Origin of the sequence: Janthinobacterium sp. SUN026, assembly GCF_030397625.1 — a bacterium.
GTDB classification, from domain to species: Bacteria; Pseudomonadota; Gammaproteobacteria; order Burkholderiales; family Burkholderiaceae_D; genus Janthinobacterium; species Janthinobacterium kumbetense.
On record NZ_JAPQNU010000005.1, the window covers coordinates 275,114 to 287,928 of the forward strand.

The 12,815-nt window shown below is 61.7% G+C and carries 12 protein-coding genes; 8 read left to right on the forward strand and 4 right to left on the reverse strand.

What is annotated here, in order from left to right; all coding sequences use genetic code 11:
* From OX459_RS22165 to kynU, 4 genes are all read right to left on the reverse strand, one after another.
* Entirely contained in the window at window positions 1-2,055 is a 2,055-nt protein-coding gene (locus OX459_RS22165) for a hypothetical protein (RefSeq protein WP_289906578.1), read from the reverse strand.
* 106 nt (window positions 2,056-2,161) lie between these two features.
* The gene (locus OX459_RS22170; RefSeq protein WP_289906579.1) at window positions 2,162-2,707 is read right to left on the reverse strand and encodes an alpha/beta hydrolase; all 546 of its coding nucleotides are present in this window, start codon (window positions 2,705-2,707) and stop codon (window positions 2,162-2,164) included.
* A gap of 136 nt (window positions 2,708-2,843) precedes the next feature.
* On the reverse strand, window positions 2,844-3,713 hold the full coding sequence (gene kynA, locus OX459_RS22175) for a tryptophan 2,3-dioxygenase (RefSeq protein WP_257219051.1): 870 nt from the start codon (window positions 3,711-3,713) through the stop codon (window positions 2,844-2,846).
* Between the two features lie 26 nt (window positions 3,714-3,739).
* A complete protein-coding gene (gene kynU, locus OX459_RS22180; RefSeq protein ID WP_289906580.1) occupies window positions 3,740-4,990 on the reverse strand; it encodes a kynureninase in 1,251 nt (416 codons plus the stop codon).
* A 606-nt stretch (window positions 4,991-5,596) separates the two neighbouring features.
* On the opposite strand from kynU, the gene flhD reads away from it, so the two are divergent.
* From flhD to cheA, 8 genes are all read left to right on the forward strand, one after another.
* Complete coding sequence (gene flhD, locus OX459_RS22185; RefSeq protein ID WP_034758381.1) at window positions 5,597-5,914, forward strand: flagellar transcriptional regulator FlhD; 318 nt, start codon at window positions 5,597-5,599, stop codon at window positions 5,912-5,914.
* Between the two features lie 48 nt (window positions 5,915-5,962).
* Window positions 5,963-6,526, forward strand: a complete 564-nt coding sequence (gene flhC, locus OX459_RS22190) for a flagellar transcriptional regulator FlhC (RefSeq protein WP_289906581.1) — start codon at window positions 5,963-5,965, stop codon at window positions 6,524-6,526.
* 121 nt (window positions 6,527-6,647) lie between these two features.
* Entirely contained in the window at window positions 6,648-7,409 is a 762-nt protein-coding gene (locus tag OX459_RS22195) for a class I SAM-dependent methyltransferase (RefSeq protein ID WP_289906582.1), read from the forward strand.
* A gap of 219 nt (window positions 7,410-7,628) precedes the next feature.
* Entirely contained in the window at window positions 7,629-8,489 is an 861-nt protein-coding gene (gene motA / locus OX459_RS22200) for a flagellar motor stator protein MotA (protein ID WP_077401985.1), read from the forward strand.
* Between the two features lie 58 nt (window positions 8,490-8,547).
* On the forward strand, window positions 8,548-9,525 hold the full coding sequence (motB, locus tag OX459_RS22205; protein WP_077401988.1) for a flagellar motor protein MotB: 978 nt from the start codon (window positions 8,548-8,550) through the stop codon (window positions 9,523-9,525).
* A 46-nt stretch (window positions 9,526-9,571) separates the two neighbouring features.
* Window positions 9,572-10,120, forward strand: a complete 549-nt coding sequence (locus OX459_RS22210; protein ID WP_077401991.1) for a chemotaxis protein — start codon at window positions 9,572-9,574, stop codon at window positions 10,118-10,120.
* An 83-nt stretch (window positions 10,121-10,203) separates the two neighbouring features.
* Window positions 10,204-10,569: a response regulator gene (locus tag OX459_RS22215; RefSeq protein WP_034758362.1), complete on the forward strand. Its 366-nt coding sequence runs from the start codon at window positions 10,204-10,206 to the stop codon at window positions 10,567-10,569.
* A gap of 43 nt (window positions 10,570-10,612) precedes the next feature.
* Window positions 10,613-12,805, forward strand: a complete 2,193-nt coding sequence (cheA, locus tag OX459_RS22220) for a chemotaxis protein CheA (RefSeq protein WP_289906583.1) — start codon at window positions 10,613-10,615, stop codon at window positions 12,803-12,805.
* Window positions 12,806-12,815 lie beyond the last annotated feature (10 nt).

The following is a 12,815-nucleotide window of genomic DNA, read 5'->3' on the forward strand; positions in this document are numbered from 1 at the left end:
TCACAATCCTATGGGGTAGGTTACCTGCCTGGGGGGCGGACAACCTTCCGGGCCCGGGAACGTCTGCTTGCCCGTGTCATCGTAGCGCTTGCCGCATTCCACGAGCACGCGCTTGCGGAAGGTGTAGATGCTGGCCACCTTGCCGTTCGGGTGGTAGCAGATATTGTCGCCGTCGCGGTCGGCCGACGCGTAGCTGTTCATGGTTTGGCCATTCACCGTGCGCGTGCTGTGGCCGCTGCGCGGCTCCGTGCATTTGAGCTGGCCGCTTTCGTAATACACGTTGAAGACGGAGGTGTCGGCGGCGCGGTCGACCAGCAGTTCGTCCTTGCGCTTGCCGTTCGGGTAGTTCTCGTATCCTTCCTGGCGCTGGCCGTACTGGAAGGCGTAGTAAGACTGCGGCTTGCCGTCCGGGTAGTACATGTGGTGGTACTCGCACACGTCGTCGCGTGTGCTGCCGTACTCCTGGAAGGTGCAGCGGTGGATGTCGTTGAGCAGCTGGCCGTCTTCATAGTATTCGCGCAGGTGCGTGAGCAGGCGGCCCTGATCGATGACGGCCAGGCGTTCCGGCTTGCCGTTCGGGTAGTAGCGCGCGTCCAGCCCCTGCTTCTTGCCGTTGTCCCACAGGGTATCGAGGCGCAGGATCTTGCCGCTGTCGTCGAACGCCTGTTCGCGCCCATCGAGCTGGCCGTTGCGGTAGGTGGCCGTGTAGACCACGTATTCCTTGCCCGCCGGGCCCAGATAGCGCGTGCGGCTGCCATCGAGCACGCCGGCCTGGTAGTGGTCGCGCACGCGCAGCGCGCCTTGCGCATCCGTGTCGACCGCCTCGCCCTGTTTCTTGCCTTGCACAAAAGTAACGCTTTGCGTGACCTTGTCCTTGAGCCTGAGTTTCCACGGCCCGTCGCGCAAGCCGTCGATAAAGCTGCCGTCGCCGTCTTCCGTGATCCACGCGCCATGGCGCGCGCCGTTGACGTAATTGCCGCGCGTTTGCAGCTTGCCGCCCATGCTGCGCTCGTGCGGGCCATTGAGCTGGCCGCCCGCGTAGGTGTCGAAGCCCGTCACTTCCTCTGCATCGGCATAGTTGACGACCGTCCAGCGGCCTTCGCGCTTGCCGGCCCGGTACATGCCGCTCTCGCTCTGCCTTGGATAATCGAAGCGCCACAGGCCTTCCTGCAAGCCGTTGACGAAATGTCCCTTTTCGCTGCCTTCGTGCATGCCTTCGCGTACCCACAGTCCCTGGCGCTTGCCCTTCACGTACTGCCCCCGTTCGACCACCGAACCGTCGTCCCAGGCCAGGCTGTAAATGACGGACGGGCCGTCTGCGCTGCCCGTGAACTGCCGCGGGGCCGTTTCCCACGTCACTTGCCATAGGCGGTAGTTGGGCAGGATGCCCGCGCCCGCGTCGCTGTACAGGGTGTAGCTGGCCGTCAGGTAGTGGTCACCTTTTTTCAGGAAGGTTTTCTTGTAGGTGATGGCGTCCTTGTCGCCAGCGGCCACGGGCTTGCCGTCATCGCTGTAGTAGCCGACGATGGTGCCTTGCGTATGGTCGATGGCGTCGAAGTCCGCATTGCCGCTCTTGCCCCGGGCGACGCTGTAGTCCATCGGCGCCAGTTTCGCCAGCGCGGCCTTGACCAGTCCCGCGTTGGGACTGGCGCTTTGCGCCGTGATCCGGTTCAGGGCCGGCTGCAAGCCATCGAGGCGCCGGTATTTGCCGGAACTGCGGTGGAAGCGGTAGGCGCGCAAGCCGTCCTTGCCACCCTGGCGGAACAGCACCAGCATGGTTTGCACGCTGTCGTCCGTTTCCTTGTCCAGCGAAGCGTAGAAGACGGAGCGGATGACGGCATTGCCGAACTGGTCGAGCAAAATGGATTTCGCGCTGCCGCTCTTGCACTCGCAGTAATAGCCGTTGACACCATCCTTTTCCTTGAGGAAGGCGATATCGAAGCCGCTGTCCTGCGATGCGCTGATGGCGGGATGGGCGAGGCTCTTGCCTTCATAAAAGGGCGCGCCATGGGCCAGCGCGGAGCAGAGGAGTAAGGGCAGAAGCAGACGTTTCATCGAGTGGCTGGCGCCGGGGCGCCGCAATGGAAAGGCCACGATTCTGCCTGCGTTCTTACTTGTGGGCAAATATGCGCCTATTGTGCGCAGGTGCACGCCCTGCGTGTCAGGGCTGGTGCGCGGCGCAGAAGTCCAGCAGCAGCTGCTCGCCATCCGGCCACGGGCCGTAGCCGGCGTCGCCGTTGATATGGCCGGCGTCGCCGATCAGGGTGAAATCGCTGCCCCAGGCGGCGGCAAACGCGCGTGCGCGCGCGAAGCTGACGTAGGGATCATCGCCGCTGGCGACCACCAGGCTGGGGAATGGCAAGGCTTGCAGCGGCATCGGCGCAAAGCCGGTGGTGCCGGACGGGTAGGAGGGCGCTTCCACATCGCTGGGGGCGACGAGGAAGGCGCCGGCGATCCTGTGCGGCGAGCCGCTGGCCGCCCAATGGGCCACCAGCGTGCAGGCCAGGCTGTGCGCCGCCAGCACGGGCGGGCGCTCGCAGGCGGCGATGGCGCGGTCGAGCTCCGCCACCCATTCGTCCTTGTCCGGCGTCTGCCATTCCCCGTGCGGCACGCGCGACCATTGCGGGTGGCGCGCTTCCCAATGGGTTTGCCAGTGCTGCGGCCCCGAATTCCACAGGCCGGCCAGGGTCAGGACGAGAGGCGACATCAAATCTCCTTGTAAAATGCCCGACAAAATCGTAGCGAGCGGCAGTGAATTGTGGCCGAGACGCGCAGCTGTGCGCATGCACAGTGAGCATCGCAGGCCGCAAGGCGCGCCGCGCAGTAGATTTGGTCTGGCATTTTTATAACTCCGTGCGCAGGGCGAATAATTCAGGGAACAATACCACGTCGAGCATCTTGCGCAAATAGCTCACGCCCGCCGTGCCGCCCGTGCCCGTCTTGAAGCCGATGATGCGCTCCACCGTCGTCACATGGCGGAAGCGCCAGAAGCGGAAGGCCGTTTCCAGGTCCACCAGCTTTTCGGCCAGCTCGTACAGGGCCCAGTGTTTCGACGGGTCGCGGTAGACTTCCAGCCACGCCGCCTTGACCGAGGCGTCGGAGGCGGTCGGCAGGGTCCAGTCGGCGTTCAATCGTTCGGCGGAGATGGGCAAGCCGCTGCGCGCCAGCAGCTTGATGGCTTCATCGTAGACGGAGGGCGCGCGCAGGGCGGCGTCGAGCACCGCATAGGTTTCCGGCGCCGTCGTATGCACGTTGAGCAGGGCGGCGTTCTTGTTCCCCAAAATGAATTCGATTTCGCGGTACTGGAAGGACTGGAAGCCGGACGAGGCGCCCAGGTAGGGGCGGATGGCCGTATATTCGGGCGGCGTCATGGTAGCCAGCACGTCCCAGGCATGCACCAATTGATCCATGATGCGCGCCACGCGGGCCAGCATTTTAAAGGCTGGCGCCAAATCGCCGCTTTGCAGGTTGGCGCGCACGGCGTGCATCTCGTGCAGCATCAGCTTCATCCACAATTCGCTCGTCTGGTGCTGCACGATGAACAGCATTTCGTTGTGGTTCGGCGACAGCGGATGCTGGGCCGTGAGAATGCGGTCCAGCGCCAGGTAGTTACCGTAGCTCATAGATTCGCTGAAATCCATCTGCGCGCCATGCCACTGCGCGTCCTGGGCGCCGGCATGCATGGGGCAGCCGCTGGTGTTTTCCTTGTTCATAGTCTTATCGTCGCTCATGGGATGGTTCAGGTGACCGCATCGCGCTTGGCGGCGATGTCATAGGCTTGGGTATCGAGGATGTCGCGCAGGATGTCCACGGCATCCCATACGTCGGCAAAGCTCGTATACAGGGGCGTGAAGCCGAAGCGCATGATGGCCGGTTCGCGGTAGTCGCCGATCACGCCGCGCGCGATCAGCGCCTGCATCACGGCATAGCCGTGCGGGTGCGTGAAGCTGACCTGGCTGCCGCGCCGCGCATGTTCGCGCGGCGTGACGAGGCCCAGCGGATGGCTGGCGCAGCGCTGCTCCACCAGCGCGATGAACAAATCGGTCAGGGCCAGCGATTTGTGGCGGATGGCTTCCATGCTCGTTTGCGCAAAGATATCGAGGCCGCATTCGACCAGGGCCAGCGAGAGTATCGGCTGCGTGCCGCACAGGGCGCGGGCAATGCCGTCGGCGGGCGCGAAGCCCGGATCCATGGCGAACGGCGTGGCATGGCCCCACCAGCCGGACAAGGGCTGACGGAAGCGCGCCTGGTGTTTTTCCGGCACCCAGATGAAGGCGGGCGAGCCGGGGCCGCCGTTCAGGTATTTATAGGTGCACCCGACGGCCAGGTCGGCGCCGGCGCCGTTCAGGTCCAGCGGCACGGCGCCGGCCGAATGGGCCAGGTCCCACAGCGCCAGCGCGCCCTGCGCGTGGCAATGGCTGCTGATGGCGGCCATGTCGTGCTGGTAGCCGGTGCGGTAGTTCACGTGCGTGAGCATGGCGACGGCGCAATCGGCATCGATGGCTTGCGCCAGTTCTTCGGGACTGTCGACCAGGCGTAGCTGGTAGCCACGGTCCAGCCAGGCAGCCAGGCCCTGTGCCATGTACAGGTCGGTGGGGAAGTTGCTGCGTTCGCTGACGATGATGCGTCGCGCGGCCTGCGCCGGATCGCCGGCCTGCATCTGCAGGGCGGCGGCCAGGGCCTTGAACAGGTTGACGGAGGTGGTGTCGGTGATCACCACTTCGCCTGTGCCGGCACCCAGCAGCGGAGCCAGGCGGTCGCCCAGGCGCTTGGGCAAGTCGAACCAGCCTGCCGTATTCCAGCTGCGGATCAGGTCCGTGCCCCATTCGGCCGTGATGACGTGCTGGGCGCGGGCGAGGGCCGCTTTCGGCCGCGCGCCCAGGGAATTGCCATCGAGGTAAATCACGCCTTGCGGCAAGTCGAATTGCTGGCGCAGGGGCGCCAGGGGATCGTCGAGGTCGCGCGCGCTGCAGTCATGTCGAGAAATCATGGTGGCTTTCATATTGATACTTGTCTGGATGGCATGATATTGCTTGAGGCTTAAAGTATCACGCGGAAGTGGCAGTGTAGCAAATCCCCGTCGCAAAACGTGTTTCCTGGCATGGACAGGCGGCGAAAAAATGCCTGCTTGTGGGGCGTCAACGAAAAAAATCACGATTTTTAAAAATATTTTCAAATAGCCCTAAAGTTTTGCCAGGCGCCGCCGTCAACGATTACATGAACGGCGTCAAACCGACGGAAAAAGAATGCAGCTTTTTTAAATATTTTTCAAAAAAGCCCTAAAGTTCCTGCCAAGGCAGCCGTTATCTCAGTTGACAGGCTTGATTCTTATCAAGTTGTTGTAAAAAAGTGATATTTTTTACAGGCCAAAAGTCGGGCAAATCCGGCACAGAGCCAACCTCCGACATCCGCGCCGTTGCTGGCGTGCGACCATGATCGAGCAGTGTTTGTCAGACAAACACCTACGATCCCATCCGCTATTTCCCGACCAAAAATACAGCGCTTTGCCTCTGTTGCGTTTAATGTTGCTCCTGCAGAATGTATCTCACTGGCAACACACAACGCCAGCTGAATTCAACGGATTGAGGAGATGGAAATGACTGCTAACGATATGATGGCTGAGATTCGCGACGCTAACCTGAGCTACCTGATGCTGGCCCAGCAAATGATTCGTGCGGACAAAGTAACGGCCATCTTCCGTTTGGGCATTGCCGCCGAAATCGCCGAACTGATCGAGGGCATGAGCAATGCGCAGATCCTGAAGCTGGCTGGCGGCAACATGATGCTGGCCCGCTTCCGCTTCGACGACAGCGCCATCCTGGGCATGTTGACGAACTACAATAAAGACCGCTCGCTGGCCCAGTCCCATGCTGCCATCCTGATGGCCGGCCAGGGCGTCGAAGAAATCGCTTAAGGTTTCCGACCTTATCAGTCAGTATCAGTCAGTAGTGGAGTACACAGCATGGCCAAGAAAAGTGTCGTATCGGAAGCGCAGGAAATCCAGCTGGCCATCGAATTGATACAGCTGGGCGCCCGTTTGCAACTGCTGGAGACGGAAGTCTCGCTGTCGCGTGAACGCCTGCTGAATCTGTACAAGGAATTGAAGGGCGTCTCGCCGCCCAAGGGCATGCTGCCGTTTTCCACCGACTGGTTCATCACCTGGCAACCGAATATCCATTCCTCGCTGTTCATCAATATCCACAAATTCCTCGTCGACCACGCCGGCGCCACCGGCATCGAAGCCGTGATGAAGGCATATAAGCTGTATCTGGAGCAGATGCCGCCCGAAGCGGGTGAAGAGCCCCTGCTGTCGCTGACGCGGGCCTGGACCCTGGTGCGCTTTTTCAGCAGCAAGATGCTGGACATGGCGTCCTGCGGCAAGTGCGGCGGCAAGTTTGTCGTCAACTGCCTCGACCTGAACGCCGATTATGTATGCGGCCTGTGCCACATGCCTTCGCGTGCCGGCAAGACCAAGAAGGCGCGCGATGAGGCGGCCGCTGTCGCGCCGCCAGGCGTCGCCGCCTGATGCTGCCTCAATAGCTGCCCGAACAATAGCCTCAGTGAAAACCGGAGCGGTCGCCAGACCGAACTCCGGTTTTTTCATGGTGCTTTCGCTTACACTGGCGTTTTCCTCCTTTGACTGCCCCATGCTGCAACAAATCCTGCGCGCGCCCGCGCTCAAGGCCATCCTGATCCAGGTGCTGGCCTTTCCCTTGATGTTGCTATTTGTATATGTTCTGGCGCGTGCAGGCGTGGCCATGTCGTTGCTGGCCGTGGCGTTGGTGCAGGGCGTGCTGGCGGCGCTCATCACGTGGCGCGCGGGACTGGCGCGCTGGTGGTGCGCCATCGGCCTGCTGTTTGCGCCCGCCTTGCTGGCGGCCAGCCTGCTCGATTTGCCGCCGGCCGTGTTCTTGGCGGCCTTTGTCTTCCTGCTGAGTTTGTACTGGTCGACGTTTCGCACGCAAGTGCCGTTTTATCCGTCGGGGCCGAAGGTGTGGCAGGCGGTGGCCGAGCTGATCGCGGACCGTCCCGGCGTGCGCCTGGTCGATATCGGCAGCGGCCTGGGTGGCCTGGTGCTGGACCTGGCGCGGCGCCGGCCCGATGGGCAGTTTTCCGGCATCGAACTGGCGCCGCTGCCATGGCTGGCAAGCCGCTTGCGCGCAGGGCTGGCGGGCAGCCGCGCGCGCTTCCTGCGCGGCGACTACGAGGCGCTCGATTTCGGCCACTACGATGCCGTCTTTGCCTACCTGTCGCCGGCGGCGATGGCGGCCCTGTGGCGCAAGGCGGAAAGGGAAATGTTGCCCGGTAGCATGCTTCTTAGTTACGAATTCCAGATTGCGGCACGCGAGCCCGATAAGACCATCGCCGCCACAGAGGGTGGCCCTTTACTTTACATATGGTGCTTTTAAGCAATTGTCTGCGTTATTTGCTTGCCCGTAGGGCAATCTCACGTTATTGTAGTTCCACACGGCATTTTCTCGGAATTGCATTGAAAAGCAGCGCATTTCAATTAACTTCCGGTTGCTTTTTTTGCCGCTGTCTTTGCCGGCGGCGCAGCCGCCAGAAGACAGGAACAGGTTTGAACATGCCGGGCATACAGTCCCGGCCATTATTGGGAGTCAGGGCACTTGTTAGTCATAATCGGATACATCATCGTCTGCGCCTCGGTCTTTGGCGGCTTCGCGTTGGCCGGCGGCCATCTGGCGGCGCTGTTCCAGCCGCTGGAGTTGCTGATGATCGGCGGCGCCGCCCTGGGCGCCTTCCTTGTTGGTAACAATAACAAGGCCATCAAGGCGACGATCGCTGCCTTGCCCAGCCTGTTCAAGGGGTCGCGCTATACCAAAGAGCTGTACATGGAACTGATGTCGCTGCTGTTCGAAGTGCTCAGCAAAGTGCGCAAGGAAGGCTTGATGTCGATCGAAGGCGATATCGACAAGCCCGAGGAAAGCCCGCTGTTTTCCAAGTATCCGGCCGTGCTGGCCGACCACCACATCGTTGAATTCATGACCGATTACCTGCGCCTGATGGTGTCGGGCAATATGGATGCGTTCCAGATCGAAAACCTGATGGACAACGAAATCGAAACGCACCATCACGAAGGCGCCGTGCCGGCCCACGTGATCGCCAAGGTGGGCGATGGATTGCCCGCCTTCGGTATCGTCGCTGCCGTGATGGGCGTGGTGCACACGATGGAATCTGTGGGCATCCCGCCGGCCGAGCTGGGCATGCTGATCGCGCACGCGCTGGTCGGCACCTTCCTCGGCATTTTGCTGGCGTATGGTTTCGTCGGACCGCTGGCCAGCCTGCTGGAACAGAAGCTGGAAGAGTCGAGCAAGATGTTCCAGTGCGTGAAAGTGACCCTGCTGGCCAGCCTGAACGGCTATGCGCCGGCGCTGGCCGTGGAGTTCGGCCGCAAGGTGCTGTTCTCGACCGAGCGCCCGACGTTCAATGAGCTGGAAGACCACATCAAGAAATCGAAAACGAAGTAAGCAGTGAATATACGCCTGGACACCATGAGTCATTTGCAGCACACGGAAGGGGGACGCCATGGCCGATGAAGGCATGCGCCCGATTATCGTCAAGCGTATCAAGAAGACGGCTGGCGGACACCATGGCGGGGCGTGGAAAATCGCCTACGCCGACTTTGTCACGGCCATGATGGCCTTCTTCCTGCTGATGTGGCTGCTGGGTTCCACCTCGAAGGGCGACTTGAACGGTATTTCCGAATTCTTCAAGACCCCCTTGAAAGTGGCCATGGCGGGCGGTTCCGGCAGCGGCGAAAGCAATTCCGTGATTCAGGGCGGCGGCCAGGACTTGTCGCGCCAGGATGGGCAAGTGCGCAAGGCGCAGGAAGAGCAGCAGCGCAAGTCATTCGACCTCAATTCCGCCAAGGCCGCGCTCGAACGCGAAGAGGGCAAGCGCCTGCAGGCGCTCAAGGCGCGCATCGAAGCGACCATAGACGCCAATCCCCTGCTGAAAAAATACAAGAACCAGTTGCTGCTCGATATCACCAGCGAAGGCTTGCGCATCCAGATCGTCGACGAGCAGAACCGTCCGATGTTTGCGCTCGCCAATGCGAATCTGCAACCGTACACCAAGGAAATCCTGCACGCCATCGGCTCCGTGCTCAATGAAGTGCCGAACCGCATCGGCCTGTCCGGCCATACGGATTCGACGCCCTACATGAGCGATGCCGGCTACAGCAACTGGGAATTGTCGGCCGACCGCGCGAACGCGTCGCGGCGCGAACTGGTGATTGGCGGCATGAAGGAAGAGAAAGTATTGCGCGTGGTGGGACTGGGCTCGGCCGCCCACCTGGACAAGCTCGACCCCTTCAATCCGATCAACCGGCGCATCAGCATCATCGTCATGAATAAACGCACGGAAGAAAATGTCCTGCGCGATGGCTCGGCGATCGAGCTGCCGGTGACCGATGCCGCTGCCGCCGCTGTCGCTTCAGGGCTGGCGGCCGGTGCGCCGCCCGCGGCGGCGCCAGCCCCCAGCCCGGTAGCGGCGAAAAAATAACACGCAAGGCTGTCGACGCGTGGTGTATTGAAACAATGAGACCTTTATGACAAGAAAGAAAATACTTGGCTCGCATGTAAAGCGCCTGCTGTCTGGCGTGTCGGACCATGGCCGCAAGCACTTAACGGAGGTGGAAACCGACCTGGTGCAGACCGGCATCTTGCTGGAAGAGGCGATCGAGAAGCTGTCCTTCAATTTCATGGCGATACACGCAGCTGTTGCTGCGCAGCAAGATACCATCGCCTTGCTGCTCGACGGCGGTATTCCGGCCGAGCAGCAGCGGGAAAAACTGCTGGCGTTGCAGGATGAGGTGGGGGGTTACGTGAATGCCGCCATCACCAGCCTGCAGTTCCAGGACATGACCAGCCAGCTGATCGAGCGCACCTTGAAGCGAGTGACGGGCTTGCGCGAGTTCCTCGGAACCCTGGGCTCGCATGGCGCGGAGATGTTGCCGGAGAGCGACAATGAAGAAATTGTCGCCTTGCTGGGGCGGGTCAGCATGGCGCTGGCGATTCAAAGCCTGGAGTTGCGCAGCGTGCTGCGCAAGGCTGTCAGTCAACAGCATTTGGAAAGTGGCGACATCGAGCTGTTCTAGCATGCCAGTGCGGAACGCTTGTGGTTGCATGGATTGATTAATCAAATACTCGGGCAGGATGCCCGGAATAAGTGGGAGCAAAGATGGCCAAAACGATACTTGCAGTGGACGATTCCAGCTCATTGCGCCAGATGGTGGCGTTCAGCCTGAAAGCCGCCGGTTACCAGGTGGTGGAGGCCGTCGACGGCCAGGATGGACTGGAAAAAGCCAAGCTGCAAACCGTGGACCTGGTATTGACGGACCAGAACATGCCGCGCATGGATGGCCTGGAGCTGATCAAGCTGCTGCGCGAACTGCCGACCTACCAGAAGGTACCCATCCTGATGCTGACGACGGAGTCGTCGGACGAGATGAAATCGAAGGGACGTGCCGCCGGCGCCAATGGCTGGCTGGTCAAGCCGTTCGATCCGCAACGCCTGATCGAAGTGGTCAAGAAGGTGATCGGCTGATGCCAGCCGCGCAGCACAACGATGCAATTGACGGAGTCACCCTATGACCATCGATATTAGCCAGTTTTTTCAGGTCTTTTTCGATGAGGCCGAAGAACTGCTGGCTGAAAAAGAACGGCTGCTGCTGGCCGTTGATATTGCGGCGCCCGACGCCGAAGACCTGAATGCCATTTTCCGCACGGCCCATTCGATCAAGGGCGGTGCATCGACGTTCGGCTTGAGCGACATGAGCGAGGTAACGCACATCCTCGAGTCGCTGCTCGACCGCATCCGCCAGGGCCAGATGGCCCTGACAGCGGAACACGTCGACGCCTTCTTGGCGGCCAAGGATATCCTCAAGATGCAGCTCGACGGCCACCGCCTGGGCAGCGCCGTCGACCAGGATGCCGTGGCCAATGTGCGCATGATGCTGCAGTCGTTCTCGCAGGACGTGCCCGTGGCCGCGCTCACGCCCGTCGCGCCGGCCTTCCATACGGCGGAAAAGGCCGCCGTCAGTCATGCCGGCGGCCATCGCATCCGCCTGGAGCTGCCGGCCATGGAGCCGCGCGAAGTCGATGCGCTGGCGGCCGAACTGGGCTTGCTGGGCGACGTCGTGGTATCAAGCCTGCCCGACGCGCGCAAGGTGCTGGAAGTGACGACGCATGAAAGCCTGGACGATATCCTGGCCATCTGCTCCTTCGTGCTCAATCCGGACGACATGGTGATCACGCAGGCGCCGCCACTGGCGCCAGGCGAAGCCGAAGCGGCCCGCGCGGCGCAGGAAAAAGCCCAGGGTTACGGCTTCTTCGACCCGCTGCCAGGCGCGCAGGGCGCGGCCGATCCCGGTTACGGCTTCTTCCAGCCGCTCGAGGACATCCGCGCTGCCGCAGGCGTGCAGAGCGAGGCCGAACAGGGCTACGGTTTCTTCCAGCCGCTCGAACAGATTCGCGCCGACGCGGCCAAGGCGGGCAACGCCAGCGCCGCCGCCACGCCGGTCGTGGCCAGCGCCGTGGCCGAAGCGGAGCAGGAAAAGAAACCGGCCAAGAAAGAGGGCGACAAGGCCGGCGCCGAATCGTCGTCGATCCGCGTCTCGATCGAGAAAGTCGACCAGCTGATCAACCTGGTGGGCGAACTGGTGATCACGCAGGCGATGATCGAGCAGCGCGCCAGCGCGCTCGACCCGATGCTGCATGAAAAACTGCTCGACAGCGTCAGCCACCTGACGCGCAATACGCGCGACTTGCAGGAAGCGGTGATGTCGATCCGCATGATGCCGATGGATTTCGTCTTTTCGCGCTTCCCGCGCATGGTGCGCGACCTGGCGACGAAACTGGGCAAGAAGGTCGACTTCATCACCAATGGCGCCGCCACGGAACTGGACAAGGGCCTCATCGAGCGCATCGTCGATCCGCTCACGCACCTGGTGCGCAACAGTATCGACCATGGCGTGGAAATGCCGGCCGCCCGCGTGGCCGCCGGCAAGACCGAGGCTGGCCGTTTGTTCCTTTCGGCCAGCCACCAGGGCGGCAACATCATCATCGAAGTATCCGATGACGGCGCGGGCCTGAACCGCGAGCGCATCCTGGCCAAGGCCGCGCAGCAGGGCCTGGACGTGTCCGAGACGATGAGCGACGCCGACGTGTGGCAGCTGATTTTCGCGCCCGGCTTTTCCACCGCCGAAGCGGTCACCGACGTGTCGGGACGCGGCGTGGGCATGGATGTCGTCAAGCGCAACATCAGCGCCATGGGCGGCGTCGTCGACATCCGTTCGGCGAAGGGTTTCGGCACGACGATTTCCATCTCGCTGCCGCTGACCCTGGCCATCCTGGACGGCATGTCGATTCGCGTCGGCGACGAAGTGTATATTTTGCCTCTGGGCTTTGTCATCGAATCGCTGCAACCGGCCGTTGAGGATATCAAGGACATCAGTGGCAAGGGCCAGGTGGTGAAAGTGCGCGGCGAATACCTGCCCTTGATCCCGCTGTACCAGATGTTCGACATCGCGCCGCGCTTTACCAGTCCCTCGGAAGGCATCTGCGTGATCCTCGAGACGGAAGGGCGCAAGGCGGCCCTGTTTGTCGACGACCTGGTGGGACAGCAGCAGGTCGTGGTGAAAAACCTCGAATCGAATTACCGCAAGGTGGTGGGCATTTCCGGCGCCACCATCCTGGGCGATGGCGGCGTGTCGCTGATTCTCGATGTCGCCGCCCTGATCCGTTCCTCTCGCCAGCTGGCCGACGAGTCCATTTTTTCGTAATACCGATAGA